A 21,263-nucleotide genomic window follows, 5' to 3' on the forward strand; every position below is an offset into this window, starting at 1 on the left:
GATGCATCGGTACAGGTCCCACACCTGCGGCGAGCTCCGCTCCTCTGACGTCGGCACCGACGTCCGGCTGAGTGGCTGGCTGCACAATCGGCGCGACCTGGGCGGCATCCTCTTCATCGATCTGCGCGACCACTACGGCATCACGCAGCTCGTCGCCCGTCCGGGCACCCCGGCGTACGAGGCCCTCGACAAGCTGACCAAGGAGTCGACGGTCCGCGTCGACGGCAAGGTCGTCTCCCGGGGCACCGAGAACGTCAACCCGGACCTGCCGACCGGCGAGATCGAGGTCGAGGTCGGCGAGGTCGAGCTGCTCGGCGCTGCCGCCCCGCTCCCCTTCACGATCAACGCCGAGGACGGGGTGAACGAGGAGCGGCGCCTGGAGTACCGCTTCCTGGACCTGCGCCGCGAGCGCATGCACCGCAACATCCTGCTGCGTACGTCGGTCATCTCGGCCATCCGGCACAAGATGACGGCGCTGGGCTTCAACGAGATGGCGACGCCGATCCTGTCCGCCACCTCCCCCGAGGGCGCCCGCGACTTCGTGGTGCCGTCCCGTCTGAACCCGGGCAAGTTCTACGCGCTGCCGCAGGCCCCGCAGCAGTTCAAGCAGCTGCTGATGATCTCCGGCTTCGACCGCTACTTCCAGATCGCGCCCTGCTTCCGTGACGAGGACGCGCGCGCGGACCGTTCGCCGGGCGAGTTCTACCAGCTCGACGTCGAGATGAGCTTTGTCGAGCAGGAGGACGTCTTCCGGCCGATCGAGCAGCTGATGACCGAGCTCTTCGAGGAGTTCGGCGGCGGCCGCCATGTCACCTCCCCCTTCCCGCGGATCCCGTTCCGCGAGGCGATGCTGAAGTACGGCTCCGACAAGCCGGACCTGCGCGCCCAGCTGGAGCTCGTCGACATCACCGACATCTTCGAGGGCTCGGAGTTCAAGGCCTTCGCGGGCAAGCACGTGCGTGCGCTGCCGGTGCCGGACGTCTCCGCGCAGCCCCGGAAGTTCTTCGACCAGCTCGGCGACTTCGCGGTCTCGCAGGGCGCCAAGGGCCTGGCCTGGGTGCGCGTGGCCGAGGACGGTTCGCTGTCCGGCCCGATCGCGAAGTTCCTCACCGAGGAGAACGTCGCCGAGCTGACCAAGCGGCTCCAACTGGCCGCCGGTCACGCCGTGTTCTTCGGCGCGGGCGAGTTCGACGAGGTCTCGAAGATCATGGGCGCGGTCCGCGTCGAGGCCGCCAAGCGCGCCGGGCACTTCGAGGAGGGCGTCTTCCGGTTCTGCTGGATCGTCGACTTCCCGATGTACGAGAAGGACGAGGACACCGGCGCGATCGACTTCTCGCACAACCCCTTCTCCATGCCGCAGGGCGGCCTGGAGGCCCTTCAGACGCAGGACCCGCTGGACATCCTGGGCTGGCAGTACGACATCGTCTGCAACGGCGTCGAGCTGTCCTCCGGCGCGATCCGGAACCACGAGCCGGAGATCATGCTCAAGGCCTTCGAGATCGCGGGCTACGACCGTGAGACCGTCGAGGACAAGTTCGCCGGCATGCTGCGCGCCTTCCGCTTCGGCGCCCCGCCGCACGGCGGCATCGCCCCCGGCGTCGACCGCATCGTGATGCTGCTGGCCGACGAGCCGAACATCCGCGAGACCATCGCCTTCCCGCTCAACGGCAACGCCCAGGACCTGATGATGGGCGCGCCGACGGAGCTGGAGGAGGCGCGGCTGAGGGAGCTGCACCTGTCGGTGCGCAAGCCGCAGCCGAAGTAACCGCAAGCGGTCGTGAAGGGCTCGAAACCGGCGTCGGTTTCGAGCCCTTTCGCTTGCGCCCCCTGATTCACAGGTTCTTCCGATGTTCCTGCCAGGTTCCCCACGCCTAGCGTCCATCGCCATGACAGACACTCAAACACCCGAAGAAAGACGGGAGTTGGCCCGCCGTACGGTCCTCGCGGCCGGTGGTGTGGCCGTGACCGCGGTGGGAGTCGGCGGTGCCTTCGCGGCCAGTGCGCAGGCCTCCGATCAGGAGGACGCCTGCTACACGCTGACCTCCGAGCTGGTCGAGGGCCCGTACTACATCGACGCCGACAAGATCCGCCAGGACATCACGGAGGACCAGCAGGGCATCCCGCTCCACCTCCGCCTCAAGGTGATCGACGCGGAGACCTGCCGGCCGGTCCGGAACGCGGCCGTGGACATCTGGCACTGCAATGCGAGCGGTGTGTACTCCGGGTACGAGGCGATGGGCAGCGGCGGCGGTGGCCCCGCCCCGACCGGCGCACCGCCGTCGGGCACCCCGACCGACACGCCCACCGGAACCCCGACCGGCGGCCCTCCCCCGGGCGGTGGCGGCGGCCACCAGGATCCGACCGACGACAAGCGGTACCTGCGCGGCACCTGGCGTACGGACCGGCACGGCTACGTCACCTTCCGGACCGTCTTCCCCGGCTGGTACCGGGGCCGCTGCGTGCACATCCACGTGAAGGTCCATGTGGACGGCACCTGGACGGACGCCGGTTACGAGGGCGGCCACAGCTGCCACACGGGCCAGCTGTTCTTCGACGAGAAGTCGGTGCTGCGGACGTACGAGGTGGAGCCGTACGCCAGTAACACCACGACCCGCACCACGCTCGACGAGGACACCATCTACCCGGACAACGGCCACGAGGGCGGCCTGCTGTACCTCAAGTACGACCGCAGGCACATCGCCAGGGGCGTCCAGGGCCATCTGACGCTCGGCGTCGCGCCGGACGAGACGCACGACGGCTGACAGGTCGCCGCCTCCCGCACCCTCCAGGGGCTTGGAAACCTCACCGGAGGCACACAGGAATCCCGAGGGAGCAGCACAGAAGCCTGTCGTGTCATAGGGGGAGACATCGCAGGTGCGGGCCTTCCGGGCCGCCGGGCCGAGGAGGAAGCCATGGGGTACGCGATCGCGCTCTCGGCGCTGTTGATCGCCGGGACGGTGGGCGCGGTCGTCGCACTGCGGCGGACGCAGGCGGCGCCGGGCGCGACCGAGCTGGACGCGGAGGCCGAGGCCAACCGCTGGCTGATACGGCTGGGCGGCAGCCTGATGCCGCCCGGTGCCAGTGGCTGGGCGAGCAACGGCAAGGCGGCCGGGCGGGCGCTGACCGACGCCGCGGAGTGCCATCGCGCCGCCCGGTCCCTGCTGGCCGAGGCCCGTACGGCGGCGGAGTACGAGCGGGTGACGCTGACGGCGCAGCAAGGGCTGCGGCACGTCGACGCGGCACGTGAGGCGCTGGGGCTGGCGGCGGACCCGGCGGCGGCCGCCGCCACCGAACCGGCACCGCAGGCACCGCAGGCAAGGCAGACGCTTCAAGAACCGATTCCGGCCCGGATTTAAGGATTCATGGGTTCCACAGTGCTTTCCCACGCTCCTGACAGGCGGCCCTCCTAGCTTCGCGGACCATGACGGGAAAGCAGACGGCCGAAGAGCCGAAACACAAGAAGGACCTGACGCGCCGCAAGGTGGTCGTCGTGGGCGCGGGCGCCGTGGCCGCTGTCGGCGTGGGCGGCGGCCTGGCCATGACCGCCTCCGCGGACCAGTCGGCCACGGGAGCGTCGGCGAGCGCGTCGAGCACGGCGGACACGTGCTACACGCTCACCTCGGAGACCACCGAGGGGCCGTACTACATCGACGCCGACAAGATCCGCCAGGACATCACCGAGGACCAGGACGGCATCCCCCTGACCCTCACCCTCAAGGTGATCGACGCCGAGACCTGCAAGCCGGTGAAGAACGCGGCCGTCGACATCTGGCACTGCACCGCGCTGGGCGTCTACTCCGGTTACGAGGCGATGGGCAGCGGAGGCGCGGGCGGCACCCCGTCCGGCACGCCCACCGACACACCCTCCGGTACGCCTTCCGGCACCCCGACGGGCGAGCCTCCGTCCGGCGCCCCCTCCAGCGGCACCGGCGGCGGCCACTCCGAGCCGACCGACGACGAGCGCTATCTGCGCGGCACCTGGAAGACGGACAAGCACGGTTACGTCACCTTCAAGACCGTCTTCCCGGGCTGGTACCAGGGCCGCTGCGTCCACATCCACGTCAAGGTGCACGTGGACGGCACCTGGACGGACGCCGGTTACGAGGGCGGCCACACCTGTCACACGGGCCAGCTGTTCTTCGACGAGAAGTCGGTGCTGGCCTCGGCGAAGGTCGCCCCGTACGCCACGAACACCACGACCCGCACCACCCTCGACGAGGACACGATCTACCCGGACAACGGGCACGAGGGCGGCCTGCTCTACCTCAAATACGACAAGAAGCACATCGCCAAGGGCGTACGCGCCCACCTGACCATGGGCGTCGCGCCCGACGAGACGCACGACAGCACGGACACCCAGCCGAGCGCGTCGGCATCGTCGTAGCGCTCAGGGAGTCGTAGTCCTCACGCGGTGCGGGGCGGTCGGAGAAATTTCCGGCCGCCCCGCGGCAACTCCCTTGAATCCGGCGGCCACTTAGGGACGGAAGCTCCTTCACCGGGGCTTCACGAGCAGCACATGTCCCACAACCGCGTAAGGAATCCCCGTGGCTTCTGCCTCTCACCGCCGCTCCCTCCGCCGTCGCCGCACCCTCGTCGTCTCCGCCGCCGTCGTGGCCGCCGGTGTCGGTGCCGGTGTTCTCGTGATGAACGCGAACGCCGGGACGACGACCGTCGACCTGTACCACCGGACGCTCGCCGCCAAGGACGGCTGGGCGTCCTCCGGTTCCGGCACGACCGGTGGTGCGAAGGCCGACTCCGCACACACCTTCACCGTCTCCACGCGCGCGCAGCTGGTGAAGGCGCTCGGGTCGGTGTCGGACACCACCCCGCGGATCATCAGGATCAAGGGCACCATCGACGCCAACACCGACGACAGCGGCAAGAAGCTGACCTGCGCGAACTACGCGTCGGGCACGGGCTACTCGCTCTCCTCGTACCTCAAGGCGTACGACCCCGCCACCTACGGCCGCTCCAAGCTGCCGTCGGGCAGCCAGGAGACGGCGCGGGCCGCCGCGCAGAAGAAGCAGGCGGCGAACATCGTCTTCAAGGTGCCGGCCAACACCAGCATCGTGGGCGTACCCGGCACCAAGGCGGGCATCACCGGCGGCATGCTGCAGATCCAGAAGGTGGACAACGTCATCGTCCGCAATCTGACCTTCTCCGCGACCCAGGACTGCTTCCCGCAGTGGGACCCGACCGACGGCGACAAGGGCAACTGGAACTCGCAGTACGACGCGGTCACCCTGCGCGGGGCGACCCATGTCTGGGCCGACCACAACACGTTCACGGACGCGCCGGGCCTCGACACCGCCGACCCGACGTACTACGGGCGCCAGTTCCAGATCCACGACGGCGAACTCGACATCACCAAGGGCTCGGACCTGGTCACCGTCGAGCGCAACCAGTTCACCAACCACGACAAGACCATGCTGATCGGCAGCAGCGACACCGACAGCACCGGCAAGCTGCGCGTCTCCATCCACCACAACGTGTGGAAGGGCATTGTGCAGCGCGCACCGCTGGCCCGGCTCGGCCAGATCCACATCTACAACAACTTCTACGACGTCACGGCCCTCAACGGCTACGACCTGCAGTACAGCATCAACTCCCGCGCCAAGGCCCAGGTCGTGGCCCAGAACAACTTCTGGAAGACCTCCGCCTCCCAGAAGCTCTCCAAGCTGTTCAGCGGCGACGGCACGGGGTCGATCGCCGACAGCGGCAACCTCGTCAACGGGACGGCCACCGACCTCGACGCCGCGTGCAACGCCGCCTCGTCGAAGAAGATCAGGACGACGGTGAACTGGACGCCGACGCTGACGGCGGGTCTGGAGACATCGGCGAAGAACCTGCCGACCGAGTTGGCGTCGACGACCGGTGCCGGGGTTCTCTCCTGACCCCTAGGTGTCGTACGAACCGTCCCAGGGCGAGGTGAAGAACAGGCGGTCCGGGTAGAGCTCAGCCCAGCTGCCCTCCTCGTCCTGGCCGGTCACCAGGCCGAACAGCACACCGTCGACCGTGACTTGGAACGGTCGTATCGCGATGTCCGTGTACGAGCGGCGGGGCAGGCTGCGCAGGAGTTTCGCCAGGTGGATGCGGGCGCGCTGCAGGACCGAGCCGTCACCGTCAGGGTTGCGCAGCTGTTCGGCCCAGGTGCCGGCACACCAGATCTCCGAGTCGCGGTAGTTCCCCTCGGAGTCGAAGGTGTGCAGCACGGTGTAGAGACGTTTGTGCTCTTCCCAGCCGTGGTCGAGGTGGAATCCCTCGGGGAAGGCATACGTGATCGATGCCAGGAACTGGCCTTCGGCGTACCGGCCGATGGACTCGGTCCGGTTCCGGGGCACATAGGCGATCGGGACGACTTCGGGCACTGCCATGGCCGAAATATACGGGGCTCGGAAAGCCGTTCGGCTTTCCGAGCCCCGTCCCTCACGGTTCCTACGCGTGTTTCTACTCCGGAGCGCCGCCGAAGCGCTCCTTGTAGGTCTCCAGGTCCTCGTCCGTGAGCTTGGCGAACAGGACCGGCGGGACGGTGAAGGGGGTGCCGGCGGGGACGGAGGTGAGGGCGCGGGCTTCGTCGGCCGTGACCCACTTCGCCGTGTCGGCGGTGAGCGTGAAGGCCTGGCGCATGGCGGCCGACGTCGTCGGGATGAACGGTTCCGAGACCACCGAGTAGAGGTGGATCAGGTTCATTGCCGTGCGCAGGGTCAGGGCCGCGCCGTCCTTGTCGGTCTTGATCTCCAGCCAGGGGGCCTTCTCCTCCAGGTAGGAGTTGCCCGCGGACCACAGGGCGCGGAGTGCTGCCGCGGCCTTGCGGAACTGGAGGGTCTCCATGTGGCCCTCGTACTCGGCGAGGAGCTCGGCGATCTGCTCGCCCAGCCTGGTCTCCGCCTCGCCCGGCTCGCCGCCCGCGGGGACGTCGTCGCCGAAGCGCTTCCTGGAGAAGGACAGGACGCGGTTGACGAAGTTGCCGAGGGTGTCGGCGAGGTCCTTGTTCACCGTCGCCGTGAAGTGCTCCCAGGTGAAGGACGAGTCGTCCGACTCGGGGGCGTTGGCGATCAGGAAGTAGCGCCAGTAGTCCGCCGGGAGGATGTCCAGGGCCTGGTCGGTGAAGACGCCCCGCTTCTGGGACGTGGAGAACTTACCGCCGTAGTACGTCAGCCAGTTGAAGGCCTTGACGAAGTCGACCTTCTTCCACGGCTCACGGACGCCGAGCTCGGTGGCCGGGAACATCACGGTGTGGAAGGGGACGTTGTCCTTCGCCATGAACTCCGTGTAGCGGACGTCGGTGTCGACGTCGTACCACCACGACTTCCAGTCCCGGTTCTCCGGGTCCAGGTCCGACCACTCCTTCGTCGCGCCGATGTACTCGATCGGGGCGTCGAACCAGACGTAGAAGACCTTGCCCTCGGCCGCCAGCTCCGGCCAGGTGTCGGCCGGGACGGGGACGCCCCAGTCCAGGTCGCGGGTGATGGCGCGGTCGTGCAGGCCCTCGGTCAGCCACTTGTGGGCGATGGAGGACGCCAGCTGCGGCCAGTCCTTGTCGTGCCGGGCGACCCACTCGCGGACCTCGCTCTCCAGCTTCGACTGGAGGAGGAAGAGGTGCTTCGTCTCACGGACCTCCAGGTCCGTGGAGCCGGAGATCGCCGAGCGCGGGTTGATCAGGTCGGTCGGGTCCAGTACGCGGGTGCAGTTCTCGCACTGGTCGCCGCGGGCCTTGTCGTAGCCGCAGTGCGGGCAGGTGCCCTCGACATAGCGGTCCGGGAGGAAACGGCCGTCGGTGGGGCTGTACACCTGGCGGATCGCCCGCTCCTCGATGAAGCCGTTCTCGTGCAGCTTGCGGGCGAAGTGCTGGGTGATCTCGCGGTTCTGTGGGGAGGAGCTGCGGCCGAAGTAGTCGAAGGCGAGCGCGAAGCCGTCGTAGACCGCCTTCTGCGCGTCGTGTGCCTGGGCACAGAACTCGTCCACGGGGAGGCCCTGCTCCTTCGCCGCCAGCTCGGCGGGGGTGCCGTGCTCGTCCGTCGCGCAGATGTACAGGACGTCGTGGCCGCGCTGGCGGAGGTAGCGGGAGTACACGTCCGCCGGGAGCATGGACCCCACCATGTTGCCCAGGTGCTTGATTCCGTTGATGTACGGAAGGGCGCTGGTGATGAGGTGTCGAGCCATCGGGGGCTGCTCCCAGGTCGGTGGTTCTTGCTGCTTTGCGAACCTTGAAATCGTAGCCGACATGGGTGGGCCGCCCGCTTCCCGTTTTACGGGGTGGGAAGGGGGCGGCCTCGGTGATCTACAGGGGTGAGAGTCAGGGGCGCCAGTCGATCAGTACGCCGTCGTAGAGCTCCGCGTCCGTGAGCTCCAGGGGGGTCGGGCCCGCGTGGAAGAAGGCCGTGTTGTCGGTCTTCAGTTTGCGGAGGTAGTCGAAGGCCTTGTTGTCGTGGTCGCCGAACGCGACGAACGAGAAGAACACCGAGGGGTGGGACTTCGCGGCCTCGGTGAGGGACTGGGTGGCCGGGGTCTTGGCGTCCGGGGCGCCGTCGGTCTGGAAGACGACGAGGGCGGGGGCGTCGGGGGCGGCGGCCGTCTTGTCGTAGTGGGCGAGGACGGCTTCCACGGCGGCGTGGTAGCTGGTACGGCCCATCCGGCCGAGGCCGGCGTGCGCGTCGTCGATGGCGGTCTCGGGGGAGGCCGGGGTGAGGTCGGTGGTGCCGTCGACCTCGGTGGAGAAGAAGACGACGTGCACGGAGGCGTTCTCGCTGCCGTCGGGGTCCAGGTGCTCGGCGAGGGCGAGGGTCTGGTCGGCGAGGGCCTGGGCGGAGCCGTCCTTGTAGTACGGGCGCATGCTCGCGGAGCGGTCGAGGACCAGGTAGACCTTGGCGCGGGCGGTGGTTAGGCCGGCTTTTGCGAGGGCGGTGGCCGGGGCGTCCGGCTCCGCCTCGGCCGCGGGTTCCGCCTCCGCCTCGGCTTCGCCTTCGGCGGGATTGTTCCCACCCGCACCACCCGTACCACTTTCGTCGTCGGCTGCGGGTGGCCCCTGCGGGGCTTCCTCGCCGTCGGCGGCTGCGGGCTCGTGCGCCTCGGGCGCGGCGGCCACGGGCTCGGGGGTCTGCTGCGGCTCCTCGGCCTCTGCGACCGGCTCGGGCTCAGCCTCCGCGATCGGCGTGGGCTCTTGCTCGGAGGTGGTCTCGATCACGGGCTCGGGGGCAGCCTCTGCCTCCGGCTCGGGGGTGGCCTCCGGCTCCGCTTCCGCGATCGGCTCCGCGGTCTCCTCCGGTGCCGTGGTGGGCTCCGGTTCCTCGGCGGCCACCGGCTCAGGGCCCTGCTCCGGCTCCTCAGGCTCGGGCTCGGCCTCCGCGACCGGTGTGGGCTCCGGCTCGGGGGTGGTCTCGATCACGGACTCGGGCTCCGGCTTGGGCTCCGGCTCGGGGGCGACCTCCGCCTCCGGCGCAGCCTCCGCGATCGGTTCCGCGGCAGCCTCCGGCTCCGGGGCGGCCTCAGTGGCCGGTTCCGGCTGCTTCGCCGGTTCCGGCTCGGCCTTCGCCGACGGCTCCTCGGTCTCTGTGGTCACCTGGTCCACCGGCTCCGACGGCCTCGGCACCGTGACGTTGTCGAAGGCTGCCGATACGAGGTCGTGCTCGTCCTGATCCGGCGTGGACGACGAGCGCGGCTCCGGGACCTGCGCAGATGCCGTCGGCTGCGGCTCGGCGGACGGTGCGGGGACCGTCGGTTCCGGAGCGTGCGAAGAGGTGAGGTCCGCACCCTCTGCATCGGCGGCACGCCCCTTGCGTGACCTGCCGAACGCGTTCCGCAGGAGAGTGAGAATGCCCATGTGCGCAACCCTTCGCGTGAGTTGATCCCCGTCAATCCCTGGCCAGGACGGACACGTAAGGTTAGCGGCCCCAGATGGTGATCTTGGGCAGGGGCAAGGGACAGTACGGCCACTTGTGTCAACCACGCGTCAACGCAGGATGCTCTCCCTCGCGTTCCAGCCATTCCCGGTACGCCGGTGCCCGTCGCGCCGACTCCCAGTACGCCTCCTCCAGCGCGGGCAGCGCGCCGTCCAGGTCCGTCTCCGTGCGGGCCGCAAGGAGCAGGCGTACGCCGAGCGGGTCGCCCTGGAGGCGGCGTACCGCCATGTCGGGGTGAGAGACGGCGGTCGGCTGGCAGACGGTGACCACCTCGCCGGTTGCGACCAGGGCGGCCGCCGTGTGGTAGTCGCCGTGCAGGACGTGCGGGTTGATGCCCGCCGTGCGGAACATGCGCTGGACCGCGTCCCATTCGCCGTCGACCGTGGGGTCGATCATCCAGCGGTCGTCGGCCAGTTCGGGGAGGCCGACCACGGGGTGCGCGGTCGCCGGGTGGTCGGCCGACAGGGACACGAACTGCGGTTCGCGTTCGATCAGGGTGCGCAGGCGCAGGCCCTCGGGGATGCGCAGCGGGCTGCCCTCGACCTCGTGCACGAAGGCGACGTCCAGCTGGCCGTCGGCGACCATGCGCAGCAGGGCGTTCGGCGAGACGTTCATGTGCAGGGTGGGGTCCTGGCCGCGGGCGCGCAGCCGGCGCAGCCAGCCCGCCAGGGCCTTGCTGGCGGTGGAGCCGACGCGCAGTTCGGGGCCGCCGGTGGCCGCGGCTCTCGCCTCGCTCACCAGGGAGCGCATTTCGGCCACCAGGGGGCGGGCCCGGCTCAGCACCAGGCTGCCCAGCGGGGTGGGGCGGCAGCCGGTGCGGGCGCGGACGAACAGCGTGCCGCCCAGCTCCTGCTCGATACGGCGCAGCTGGGTGCTCAACGACGGCTGGGCGACGCCCAGTTGGCGGGCGGCACGGTGCAGACTGCCGGTGTCGGCTATGGCGCACAGCGCGCGGAGGTGTCTCACCTCGAGGTCCATGCCCTCGGAGCGTAAAGCGGAATCAAAGCTTTCACCAGCCTCACAAATCCCACCCGACGCACGCGAATTGGGTGGTTGTGCCGGTGGTCGGGAAGATTGGCGATAGGGCTGTGCTATCGCCGGTTGCCATCATCACAGCGGTCCCGCACGCGCCGACACTCGGCAACGACGACTCACCCCCCACCTAGGAGTCATCGATGCGCAAGCGCACCACTGTGTCTGTCATGCCCGCGTCCAGCCGGGCGGCTGCGGCCGTCGGCCTCAGCCTCGCGGTCTTCGGCCTGGGTACGGCGGTTCCGGCCGCCGCGGCCCCGGCTCCCGCCCCGTCGTACGCCGGCTACAACGGTTCGTCCGCCGAGGCCAAGGCCAACAAGGCGTTCTTCCAGGCGGTCCTCAGGTCGGTCGCCGAGAAGCGGGCGGCCCACCCGAACAGCGCGGCCGCCGTCACGGTCACCTACGACGCCTCCGCGGCGCCCACCTTCAGCGCCGAGATAGCCCGCAGCGCCTCCATATGGAACAGCTCGGTGTCGAACGTGAAGCTCCAGGCCGGGTCGTCGGGCGCCGACTTCTCCTACCGGGAGGGCAACGACCCCCAGGGCTCGTACGCCTCGACCGACGGCCACGGCGGCGGCTTTGTCTTCCTCGACTACGCACAGAACAAGGAGTACGACTCCACCCGCGTGACCGCCCATGAGACGGGCCATGTGCTCGGCCTCCCCGACCACTACGAGGGCCCGTGCAGCGAGCTGATGTCGGGCGGCGGCCCCGGCCCGTCCTGCACGAACCCCAACCCCGACGCCAATGAACGCGCCAAGGTCGACCAGCTGTGGGCCAACGGCTTCAAGGCGGCCCTGAACAAGGCCCTGAGCGACAAGTCCCTGCACAAGAGCACGCGTTAACCACCACCCCCCACAAGGTGCGGCCGCCCTCCTGCACGGGGCGGCCGCACCCACCTGTGTTCGGGGGCGGCTCAGTATGTCCGCGAGCCGGTCGTCCTTGTCCGGATCATCCGCGCCGGTGCAGCGTGATGTCCACGAGCAGTGCGCGGTGGTCGGTGTCGGGCAGGTTCAGGAAGCGGGTGCTGTTCGCCGAGAAGTCCCGGGAGACGAGTACGTGGTCGATCTGGGCGCCGAACGGCGGGGCCGTGCGGGAGGGCCAGCTGGGAGTGCGGTCGTGGTCCGTGAGGCGGGCGGTGTCGCGCATGCCGGTGTCGAGGGTGCGGCGGAAGGCGGCGTGGTCCTGGGAGGCGTTGAAGTCGCCGGCCAGGATCATGGGTGTGCGGGTCGCGGCGGCGACGTCGCGCAGGCGGCCGAGTTCGCGGCGCCATACGTCGACCTGGCCGGGCAGGGGCGGCACGGGGTGTGCCAGTTGGAGCCGTACGGCGTGCCCGTGCACATCGGCGACTGCGCCGGGCATGCCCATGGTCCCGGCCACGCCCTCCGTGCCCTTGAGCGGGAAACGGCTGAGGATGATCGACCCCGCGGAGCCCTCGGCCGCCACGGCCTGCCGGTAGGGGTAGTCGGCGCCGAACTCCTGCTTCAGCCGCGCCTGGCAGGTGTACTCGCACTCCTCGACGAACACCATGTCCGGCTTGTGGCGCCGGATCTCGGGGACGAGGGAGCCCGTCCCGCGCCCGAACTCGACGTTCGAGGTCAGCACCTTGAACTCGGCGACGGGGGTGCCGCCGGGCTCGTCCGTCTTCCCGTACGGCTCGATGAACCACGCCAGCAGGCCGAGGACGACGAGCGACCACACCATCCCGACCCGCCACCGGGCGAGCAGCGCGAGCAGCAGGGCCAGCCCGGTGGGCGCCAGCAGCCAGGGGAGGAAGGCGAGGACCTGAGGGACGGGGGTGATGCCGTCGCTGTCGGCGACCCGGCAGCCGACGACCATGCTCACTGCTGCGCAGAGCAGAGCGGCGGAGCAGGCGCCGAGCCGCTGCCAGGCTGACCTGCGCCGCAGCGGACCCTGCTGGGGGCTGCCGCCCCCAGACCCCCGCTTCGGCCCTGAAGGGGCCTCGTCCTCAAACGCCGGACGGGCTGAGTGAGTCACACTCCCGAGGTTACGAGTGGGCGTCGATCCGTGCCAGGAAACGCTCCAGGACCCCGTTGAACTCCCTCGGCCGCTCCAGGTTCGGCATATGGGCCGCACCTTCGACGACGTGCAGTGCCGAGTCCGGAAGCGCCGCGTGCATCACCTCGGCGTCCGACACTGGCGTGTATGTGTCGTCGGCTCCCACGACCACCAGAGCCGGCACCGTCACCTGCGTCAGCAGCTCGCGGTAGTCCGGCCGGGCGGCGCGGGCGCGCAGGGCCGCGGCGGCGGACTCGGGGCGGGTGGCCGTCATCATGCGGTGGACGTGGGCCTTGACCGCTCCATCAGCGGTCGGAGCGACCATCTTCTCCAGGACCTCGTCGGCGTATCCGCGCATGCCCTCCCGGAGCAGGCGGTCCGCCATGGCGTGGCGCACCTCGACGCCCTCGGGCGTCTCCGCCGCCGGGAAGGTGTCGGCGAGGACCAGGCCGCTGATGCGGTGCGGGAACTGCCGGTAGCAGTCCATCGCGATCTGTCCGCCCATGGAGAGGCCGGCGAGGACGCACCTGTCCACCTCCCGCTCGTCCAGCAGCGCCGCGATGTCCTGCGCGAACTGCTCGAAGCGCGTGACCTGCGGCGACGAGGGCGAGGCGCCGTAGCCTCGCAGGTCGGGGGCAATCACCCGGCGGGAGGCGGAGAACGCCTCCAGCTGCGGGTTCCACATCGTGTGGTCGAAGGGGTGGCCGTGGATGAGGACGAGGGTGATCGGTGCTGGTACCGGCATGGGTTCGACCCTAGGGCGGCCCGACTTCTCGGTGCAATAAGATCTTTGCCTTCGGTGCAATGGCAAGCAGGGTGAGCAGGGTAAGCAGGGGGACGATCCATGGACGCGTACCGGCGTATCGCCGACCGCATAGCCGCCGACATCACCAGCGGGCGGCTCCGGCCAGGTGAACGGCTGCCTCCGCAGCGGCAGTTCGCGCGGCGGCACGGGATCGCCGCCTCGACGGCCGAGCGGGCGTACGGCGAACTCGTGCGGCGGGGGCTGGTGGTGGGGGAGGTCGGGCGGGGGACCTTCGTGCGGGCGGCGGATGCGGCTCCTGCCGGGCGTTCGCTCGTCGAGGCGGTCGGCACGGCTCCGGCGAAGGTGAATCTGGAGCTCAACTACCCTTCTGCGCCGGGCCAGTCGGAGCTGCTCGGCCCCGCCCTCGCCCCGCTGCTGCGCCCCGACGTCCTCACCGACGCCCTGCGCTCCGCTCCCGCCGACGGCACCGGCGCGGCCCGCGAGGCGACGGCCGGTCTCCTCGCCACCCGGGGCTGGCGGCCCTCCCCCGACCAGTTGCTCTTCACCGGCAACGCCCGCCAGGCCATCGCCGCCGCCCTCGCCTCCCTGGTACGGCCGGGCGGCCGGGTCGGGGTCGAGGCGCTGACGTATCCGCTGGTCAAGGAGATCGCGGGCAGGCTGGGCGTCCGGCTGGTCCCGCTGGACACGGATGACGGGGGCCTGTGTGCGGAGGCACTCGCGGCCGCCCACCGGGCCGCTCCCCTGTCCGCCCTCTACCTCCAGCCGACCCTGCACAACCCCACGTCCGTGACGACGGGGCAGGCGCGCAGACGCCAACTCGCCGAAGTCGTGGCCGACTTGAACCTGCCCGTCGTGGAGGACCGCATCTGGTCCTTCCTCGACGAGGCGGGCGGCGACCCCTTCGCCGTCCTCGCGCCCGAGCTCACCCATGTCGTCGACGGCCTCTCCAAGCGGGTCGCGCCCGGGCTCACCGTCGGGTTTCTCGTCGTACCGCCGCATCGGGTGGAGGCGGTGGCGGCGGCCGTGCGGTCCGGGGGGTGGAGTGCCGGGCGGTTTGCGCTGGAGGCGGGGGTGCGGTGGATCGGGGACGGGACGGTGGGGCGGCTGGTGGCGGCGAAGCGGGAGGATGCGGCGCGGCGGCAGCAGCTGGTCGCCGAGCATCTCGGGGGGTTTCGGGTGCGGTGCGATCCGCGGGCCTATTTCGCCTGGTGGGAGCTGCCCGCCCGGTGGCGTGCGGACACCTTCACGGCCGCGGCCGCCGCGCACGGGATCGCCGTCACGCCGGGGACCGCCTTCGCCGTCGACCCCAGACGCACCCCGGACGCCGTCAGGCTCGGGCTCGCGTCGGCTGCTCCGCCTGATCTGGAGCGGGCGCTGCGGGCGCTTGCCAGCGTGGCACTAAGGGCTCCGCTGTAGGTCCGAGGATTCGTCTGCAGGTGCGTTGTGGCTGGTCGCGCCCCGCGGCGGAGCCGCAGATCGGCGCTGTCCCGTGCCCCTTTGGGGCGCGGCCGAGCTGCTCCGGAAGCGTCCCGTGAGCCAGGCGGCCAGTGCGACCGAGAGGCCGAGGGCGACCAAGATCCAGGACGCCTGGCGCAGGGTTGCGGTGAGGGCGTCGTAGACGGCGCCCGCGGCCGGCCGGCGGGTGTCCTCGGGCAGGTCGGCGAGGGTGAGGCGGCGGCCGATCGTGACGGCGAGGGCGAGCAGTGCGCCGCCCAGCGCCGTGCCGAGCGCGGTCGCGGTGACCGCGCGACGCCGGCAGGTGGCGACGGCGATTCCGGTGACCGCAAAGACGACGGCCCCGACGGGCAGCCAGAAACCGGCGACTTCCAGCACCTGGAATCCTTTCCGGAGCCGGTCCAGTTCCTGGGCCGGGAGGACCGACACCTCGGTGTGCTCGACCGGGATACGGTTCGCCAACGGGACGTTGTCCACGGCGAGTTGACGCTTGACCTGGGCGGTGACGGGCGCGAGGTCGACGGTGACGTCACGTTCGCTGTTGTCGTGCAGGGCGCGCAGCACGGCGTCGTGGACGGTCCGGTTCGCGGAGTCCCAGGCCAGCCGGAAGGCCTCGGTACGGGTGAAGGAATGCACCGCGTCGTGCACGAAGGGGCGCACCGCGCCCGGCAGCGGCCGGTCGTCCTCCCCGCCGTCGACCTGGTCCATGATTCCGTCGCCGACGGTGTCCGCGACCGCGTTCCGTACGGCGGGATCCGTGGCCAGCGGCGCCATCGTCGTCACATAGCGGCTCGTGTCGGCGAGGTCGTACGCCGCCCAGGCCGCGAGCACGCCGCACGGCGCGAGCAGACAGGCGAGGGCGATCAGTGCCGCCGACAGGGCGCTGCGCAGACGCGCAGGACTTGGGGCCACCGTTCCAGGCAACGGCCCGGGGGCGGGGTGCGCGAGCGGTACGACTCCATATGGGTGTGCGTCGGACCCTCGTGGAGGTCAGCGGATGCGGTGCCCTTCGGCGTCCTCCCGCGTGTAGTAGCGGTAGAAGAACACCAGGAAGATGCCTGCCGTGACGACCGCGCCGAGGGCCACGGCCCGGTAGATCGACTCGCCCGTCTGGGCGTAGAGGAAGCCCACCGCGGCGCCCGCGAAGGCGGACTTCACCAGTGAGTGCAGTTCGCGCTTGAGCAGCGGCGCGAACGTCGCCACGGCGATGCACAGCACGATGAACACGGCCGCCGTGACGAAGCCGAACAGGATGTTCCAGCCGGTGATCTCACCGCCGCCGCGCCGGTTGGCCGCAGCCCAGAAGCCGTAGACGAGCCCCAGGACGACGGGGATGCCGTACCGCGCCATGGTGTGGACGCGCTCGTCGAAGAGGTCGGGTGTGCGGGTGGGCCGAGCCGCGCGGTTCAGCCTGACCTTGCCCATCATTCCGCCGGACGTGGGTGCCGCTTGAGCCATGAGAGCACTCCTCTCTCTCCTCGCCCCCGCCTACCAGAGCACACCTGGGGGGAGGGCCTGGCAAGTCGGCGGACAGGTGCAGATCTGGAGTGGGTTCGGTGGGCGGAGAGGGAGCACATGACATTTTTGCGTGATCTTGACTTGCATTGGACCTCCCTTTTCCACGGTTTGGCGGGGCCGCTACCGGGGGTTCCTAGACTCCTCCGAATGCGCGCTTCCGTCCGTTGGGCGGCGCACGCAACAAACGCGCACGCAACACATGGGGGACTCATGGGAGACGGCTTCCACGCCGACCCGGACGCGCTTCTCAAGTACGCAGCACACGCCGAGCAGCACCTCGACGACATTCCGCGGGTGGCCTCCGCGCTCGCCCACATCACCGTGCCGGCCGGTGCGTTCGGCAAGCTTCCGGACTCCGACGAGCTGCACTCCGCCTACCAGGAGCACGCCGGCGCCGCCGAACACAATGTCCAGGACCTCGTCTCCGTCCTGGCTGATGTGGCCAAGGGCCTTCGGGACGTCGGCGGCGAGTATCTCCGCAACGAGTACGACCTGGGCCAGGGGCTGGACGGCATCGGGGGCTCGATCGGCGTATGAGCGACACAGCAGCCGCCTACGCCTGGACGAAGAAGGAACCCGCGCCGCTCCCGCCGCTGGAGGACGTGGGGCCCAGCCAGGAACACGGCCTGGACGGCGCCATCGACGACCTCGTCCGGGGTGTCCTGGACGCGACCGGCATGCTGGACAAGCTGGAGCAGGTCACCGGCATGCCGGCGCAGCTGCATGCCGCCGCGCAGAGCTGGCACGACCAGGCCAAGGCACTCCAGTCGCTGGCCGACACCCTGCGCCTGGGTGCCGCGAAGCTCCCCGAGCACTGGGAGGGGGACGCTTCGGAGTCCTTCGGCCGCGGCATGGGAGCGTTTGTCGACGCCATCGACCAGACCGCCGAGGACATGGGCCGGACCGCGGAGATCCTGGGCAGCGCCGCGAAGGAGTGCAAGCTCGCCGAGGACACCGTCGTCGCCATCATCCGCGAGGCGATCGAGATGATCGCCATGACGGTGGCCGCGGGACTCATCACCGACCTGCTGACGGCCGGCCTGGCCACGGCCGTGGACGCGCTGGCCGTGGACGCCGAGGTCGCCATCTACGTCGAGCGGGTGGAGCAGGTCTCGTCCAAGCTCGGTACGGCGCTTCGGGACCTGATGAAGGCCGTGAAGGACATGCGGGCCGGGGAGGCGAAGTTCAAGGACGTGGTCAAGGCCGCCAAGGGTGTCCGCAAGATGTCCGGCTGGCGCGGCATGGGCGGTGAGGGGACGCACAAGGGCCTTGTGTGGGCCGCCCACCACGAAGGGATGAAGCAGCTCAAGGAGCATGTCTTCAAGCCCCTCTTCGGGGAGGTCCCCGGGCTCACCGGAGACCCGGCGGGGCCCGTCAAGGAGGCACTCCACAGCGACACCGTGAAGGAGGCCTGGGCGCGGGACCAGCAGCTCGCCGACGATCAGCCCTACCGGGTGAACAAGCGCAGTATTGAAGAGGACTTCGGCTGATGAGGACGGAACGAGCGGAACGGGACGTGCGCCGTCAGGAGTACGCCGCCCGGTGCCTGGCGAGCGGTGAGCAGCTTTACGGTGCCTTCTCGGCCGGGCTGGATCCGCTGGCGCCGGAGCGGGCTCCGCGGCGCTGTCGTCCGCGGCGCGGCGGGATTGCCGTGGTGGGTGTGCTGGTGGCCCCGGTGCAGGAACTGGCCTACAAGCTGGAGGACTGGTTCTGGCGCGGCTTCGGCATCCGGCGGCTGATCCGCGGCCGGGTGTGGCAGGGCGGTTGGGAGAGCGACGCGGGGCGCTTTGTGATCGCTGTGCGGGCGGGGGACCGACGCGGTGAGTATGAGAACAACAGGTTCCTGCTGACGTTCACCGACCGCCGAGTGCTGCTGCTCAGCTCCCCGCTGTCGCCGGAGCGCGAGACCCCCGAGCTCTTCGGGGAGTATCCGCGGCATGTGATCCGCCTGCGCAGTGAGCCGCATCCCGCTCGCCACCGCAACCGCGTGGACCTCGCCTTCCCGGACGGCTCCTGGGTCGCGGTCGCGATCGGCAGGCGGGACGAAGTGGGCGACGTACGGCGGTATCTGGCGTCCTGACACCCACCTTTGCAGCCGCAGCGGTTACGGTGCTGCGGTAAGTGATCGACGGGGGATGGGGAGGGAACGATGCCCGGAACCGTGCTGTTGCTCGCCGCATCCCCGGCGGGCAAGGGCTGCTTGGTGGACGCGGCGTCCGTGCTCCCCGTCCTCGCGGCGGTCCCGCCCGCCGTCCTGTCCGGCACGGACACGGCGAACGTCGTCGAGCTCGCCGACCCGCTGGAGCCGCAGGCCGTGCTCACCCGGCTGCGGGCGGCCGCCGGGGCCCCGGGGCCGCTCACCGTGTTCGTCACCGGGCAGCTGCAGCTCGACCGGCGCCAGCGGCTGCCGCATCTGGCACTAGCCCGTACTACGCCCGCGACGGTGCGGTACACCGGGCTGCCCTGGCACTGGATACGGGAGGAACTGCGGCTGCGGGCGGCCGGTTCCACCACGCTGTTCCTGGACCTGCATGCGGATGTTGAGGCCTGGGAGTGGTTGCGGGGCGCTGCGCTCGACTGCGGGCGTAACAACGCGGTCTACGGTCGTGTTGCGCCGCCGCCGTCCCGTCGGGCGGTTGCCGTGCCGACGTATATGAAGGCCGTGGCGACGATTCTGCGCAGTGGCGGGCGGCCTGCGCCGGCGGAGCTGCATCAGCTGGCGCTGGGCCGGGTCGGCGTCGACGGGCATGCGGACCTGGTGCTGGCGGCGCCGGGTGTTGGGGGTTCCGTCCCTGGGGGCTTCGCCCCCAGACCCCCGTATCGGCCTGAAGGGCCTCGTCCTCAAACGCCGGACGGGCTGGGTATTGCTGACCGGCAGCAGAGCCGTGAGGCCGACAACAGTGGGGCCGACCCGCACTCCCTCATCTCCGCCGCCGTCCAGTCCGGCCGTCACCCCGACGCCGACGCCCTCGCCGCCCACCAAGAGCAACTCGCCGTGCGCGCACATGGGCCCGGGTCCGAAGCGGCGTTCCACTGGGCCGAAGTGCGGGCGGATCTGGCGATGTTCGCCGGGGATCCCGTGCGCAGCTGCCGGACCTGGCTGGGGGTGGCCGGGGCGCGGCTGGCGGCGGGGCAGGCGGCGGACGCGGTGGCCGTCGAGGCTGCCGTGGACCGGGCGCATCACCAGTGGGGGCAGGTCCGGGACGCGGTGGCGGCGCGCGAACTCGGGGCGTCGCTGGCCGAGTTGCGTTCGCGGGTGCCGGGGCGCCGGCAGGGTGCGCTGGATCATGTGCAGCGGCAGTTGCGGCAGTTGCAGACCCAGGGGTGACCGGCAGGCCCTAGGTGAGGTACGCGAGGGCGGCCGAGACCAGTGTCCGTACGCCCGGTGCGACCGTCGACAGGTCGGGGGCGAAGTGCGGGCTGTGGTTGCTCGGGACCGCCAGGAACTTCTCCATCAGGTCGGTGCCGGGCGCCGCGTCCCACACAGCGGCCGGGGTGGTCGTGACGAACCAGTAGGAGTACGGGATCCCGCCCTGCGCCAGGTGCGGGAAGTCCTCGCTGCCCATCACCGGGCCGAAGTCCAGCACCGTCCCCGCCCCGAGCACCTCCTCGTGCACCGCGGCGGTCCGGCGGTCGGTGTCGGCGTCGTTCAGGGTCACCGGGAAGGTCGCGCCCACCGTGACCTCCGGCTCCCGCGGGCAGCCGGCGGCAAGGGCCTCGCCGGCCGCGATGCGCCGGATCGCGGCGATCATCCGCTCGCGCACCTCGTCGGACTGGGTGCGCAGGTTGAGGGAGATGTGCGCCTCGGACGGGATGATGTTGTGCCGGGTGCCCGCCTCGATCCGGCCGACGGTCAGTACGGCGGACTCGCGGGCGGCGATCTCCCGGGAGACGACCGTCTGCAGCCGGGTGACGAGGTAGGCGGCCGTGACGACCGGGTCGACGGTCGTCTCGGGGCGGGAGCCGTGCCCGCCGCGCCCGTGGACGACGATGTCGACGTCCGTCGACGCCGACATGATCAGGCCCGGCGAGTGGGCGTAGAAGCCGACGGGGCCGGGGGCGGCGTGCTGGCCGAGGAGTACGTCCGGGCGCGGGAAGCGCTCGTACAGGCCGTCCGTGATCATTCTCTGCGCGCCCTGGCCGGTCTCCTCGGCGGGCTGCCCGACGATCAGCAGGGTGCCGTTCCAGGTCTCCCGCCCGGCGGCCAGCGCCTCCGCCGCGCCTGCCAGCCAGGTCACGTGCAGATCGTGCCCGCAGGCGTGCATCACCCCGGGTGCCGAGGAGGCGTACGGCAGTCCGGTTTCCTCCTGCACCGGCAGCGCGTCCATGTCGGCGCGCAGGAGGACGGTCGGGCCGTCGCCGTTGCGCAGCACGCCTGCGACTCCGGTGCCGCCGATGCCTTCGGCGGTCTCGTAACCGGCCTTGGTGAGGCGCTCGGTGAGCTTCGCGGCCGTGCGGTGTTCCTGGAGGGACAGCTCGGGGTGGCGGTGCAGGTCCCGGTAGAAGTCCTCCAGGTCGGCGAGCGGGAGGTCGGCGGTCAGGTCCAGCGCGGTGCGGGCGGCGGGAGACGGCAT

At 70.5% G+C, this 21,263-nt stretch carries 20 protein-coding genes; 11 read left to right on the forward strand and 9 right to left on the reverse strand.

The genetic code is table 11. From position 1 onward, the window contains the following. The first annotated feature begins 1 nt into the window (after position 1). From aspS to P2Q00_RS39525, 5 genes are all read left to right on the forward strand, one after another. Positions 2–1,765, forward strand: coding sequence for an aspartate--tRNA ligase (gene aspS, locus P2Q00_RS39505; RefSeq protein WP_275779209.1), 1,764 nt, complete (start codon positions 2–4; stop codon positions 1,763–1,765). Between the two features lie 121 nt (positions 1,766–1,886). Further along, the gene (locus P2Q00_RS39510) at positions 1,887–2,762 is read left to right on the forward strand and encodes an intradiol ring-cleavage dioxygenase (protein WP_275779210.1); all 876 of its coding nucleotides are present in this window, start codon (positions 1,887–1,889) and stop codon (positions 2,760–2,762) included. A gap of 150 nt (positions 2,763–2,912) precedes the next feature. Continuing rightward, entirely contained in the window at positions 2,913–3,356 is a 444-nt protein-coding gene (locus tag P2Q00_RS39515; protein WP_275779211.1) for a hypothetical protein, read from the forward strand. 65 nt (positions 3,357–3,421) lie between these two features. Next, positions 3,422–4,384 (forward strand): dioxygenase family protein, encoded by a 963-nt coding sequence (locus P2Q00_RS39520; RefSeq protein ID WP_275779212.1) that lies wholly within the window; start codon positions 3,422–3,424, stop codon positions 4,382–4,384. 160 nt (positions 4,385–4,544) lie between these two features. Further along, positions 4,545–5,894: a pectate lyase family protein gene (locus P2Q00_RS39525; RefSeq protein ID WP_275779213.1), complete on the forward strand. Its 1,350-nt coding sequence runs from the start codon at positions 4,545–4,547 to the stop codon at positions 5,892–5,894. A gap of 3 nt (positions 5,895–5,897) precedes the next feature. Here P2Q00_RS39525 and P2Q00_RS39530 read toward each other — a convergent pair whose 3' ends face one another. The 4 genes from P2Q00_RS39530 to P2Q00_RS39545 form a co-directional block, all read right to left on the reverse strand. Beyond that, positions 5,898–6,374 carry a hypothetical protein gene (locus P2Q00_RS39530; protein ID WP_275779214.1) on the reverse strand — a complete coding sequence of 159 codons (477 nt, stop codon included), beginning with the start codon at positions 6,372–6,374 and terminating at the stop codon, positions 5,898–5,900. 73 nt (positions 6,375–6,447) lie between these two features. Then, positions 6,448–8,163: a methionine--tRNA ligase gene (gene metG, locus P2Q00_RS39535; RefSeq protein WP_275779215.1), complete on the reverse strand. Its 1,716-nt coding sequence runs from the start codon at positions 8,161–8,163 to the stop codon at positions 6,448–6,450. 133 nt (positions 8,164–8,296) lie between these two features. Beyond that, on the reverse strand, positions 8,297–9,820 hold the full coding sequence (locus P2Q00_RS39540; RefSeq protein ID WP_275779216.1) for a VWA domain-containing protein: 1,524 nt from the start codon (positions 9,818–9,820) through the stop codon (positions 8,297–8,299). A gap of 118 nt (positions 9,821–9,938) precedes the next feature. Next, positions 9,939–10,877, reverse strand: coding sequence for a LysR family transcriptional regulator (locus P2Q00_RS39545; protein WP_275779217.1), 939 nt, complete (start codon positions 10,875–10,877; stop codon positions 9,939–9,941). 197 nt (positions 10,878–11,074) lie between these two features. Between P2Q00_RS39545 and snpA the strand changes: the two genes are divergently transcribed. After that, positions 11,075–11,776 carry a snapalysin gene (gene snpA, locus P2Q00_RS39550; protein ID WP_425579539.1) on the forward strand — a complete coding sequence of 234 codons (702 nt, stop codon included), beginning with the start codon at positions 11,075–11,077 and terminating at the stop codon, positions 11,774–11,776. Between the two features lie 106 nt (positions 11,777–11,882). On the opposite strand, the gene P2Q00_RS39555 is transcribed toward snpA, so the two are convergent. Both P2Q00_RS39555 and P2Q00_RS39560 read right to left on the reverse strand, forming a co-directional pair. Beyond that, a complete protein-coding gene (locus P2Q00_RS39555; protein ID WP_275779288.1) occupies positions 11,883–12,770 on the reverse strand; it encodes an endonuclease/exonuclease/phosphatase family protein in 888 nt (295 codons plus the stop codon). A 169-nt stretch (positions 12,771–12,939) separates the two neighbouring features. Then, entirely contained in the window at positions 12,940–13,695 is a 756-nt protein-coding gene (locus tag P2Q00_RS39560; RefSeq protein ID WP_275779219.1) for an alpha/beta fold hydrolase, read from the reverse strand. A gap of 99 nt (positions 13,696–13,794) precedes the next feature. Here P2Q00_RS39560 and P2Q00_RS39565 point away from each other — a divergent pair, with 99 nt between their 5' ends. Next, positions 13,795–15,132 carry an aminotransferase-like domain-containing protein gene (locus tag P2Q00_RS39565; RefSeq protein WP_275779220.1) on the forward strand — a complete coding sequence of 446 codons (1,338 nt, stop codon included), beginning with the start codon at positions 13,795–13,797 and terminating at the stop codon, positions 15,130–15,132. Here the strand turns inward: P2Q00_RS39565 and P2Q00_RS39570 are convergent. Then, positions 15,115–16,083: a hypothetical protein gene (locus P2Q00_RS39570; RefSeq protein ID WP_275779222.1), complete on the reverse strand. Its 969-nt coding sequence runs from the start codon at positions 16,081–16,083 to the stop codon at positions 15,115–15,117. The genes P2Q00_RS39565 and P2Q00_RS39570 overlap by 18 nt on opposite strands. A gap of 78 nt (positions 16,084–16,161) precedes the next feature. Further along, positions 16,162–16,629: a hypothetical protein gene (locus P2Q00_RS39575; protein ID WP_275779223.1), complete on the reverse strand. Its 468-nt coding sequence runs from the start codon at positions 16,627–16,629 to the stop codon at positions 16,162–16,164. A gap of 270 nt (positions 16,630–16,899) precedes the next feature. On the opposite strand from P2Q00_RS39575, the gene P2Q00_RS39580 reads away from it, so the two are divergent. The 4 genes from P2Q00_RS39580 (at position 16,900) to P2Q00_RS39595 (ending at position 20,017) form a co-directional block, all read left to right on the forward strand. Beyond that, on the forward strand, positions 16,900–17,226 hold the full coding sequence (locus tag P2Q00_RS39580) for a hypothetical protein (protein ID WP_275779225.1): 327 nt from the start codon (positions 16,900–16,902) through the stop codon (positions 17,224–17,226). Beyond that, on the forward strand, positions 17,223–18,179 hold the full coding sequence (locus P2Q00_RS39585) for a WXG100 family type VII secretion target (RefSeq protein ID WP_275779226.1): 957 nt from the start codon (positions 17,223–17,225) through the stop codon (positions 18,177–18,179). The genes P2Q00_RS39580 and P2Q00_RS39585 overlap by 4 nt, the downstream gene beginning before the upstream one ends. Then, entirely contained in the window at positions 18,179–18,769 is a 591-nt protein-coding gene (locus P2Q00_RS39590) for a hypothetical protein (RefSeq protein ID WP_275779227.1), read from the forward strand. Before P2Q00_RS39585 ends, P2Q00_RS39590 begins: the two co-directional genes overlap by 1 nt. A 69-nt stretch (positions 18,770–18,838) precedes the next feature. Then, positions 18,839–20,017, forward strand: coding sequence for a hypothetical protein (locus P2Q00_RS39595; RefSeq protein ID WP_275779229.1), 1,179 nt, complete (start codon positions 18,839–18,841; stop codon positions 20,015–20,017). Between the two features lie 10 nt (positions 20,018–20,027). Here the strand turns inward: P2Q00_RS39595 and P2Q00_RS39600 are convergent, their stop codons facing one another. Next, entirely contained in the window at positions 20,028–21,263 is a 1,236-nt protein-coding gene (locus tag P2Q00_RS39600; RefSeq protein ID WP_275779230.1) for an amidohydrolase, read from the reverse strand.

Source organism: Streptomyces coacervatus, from assembly GCF_029223485.1.
In the GTDB taxonomy this organism is placed as follows: Bacteria; Actinomycetota; Actinomycetes; order Streptomycetales; family Streptomycetaceae; genus Streptomyces; species Streptomyces coacervatus.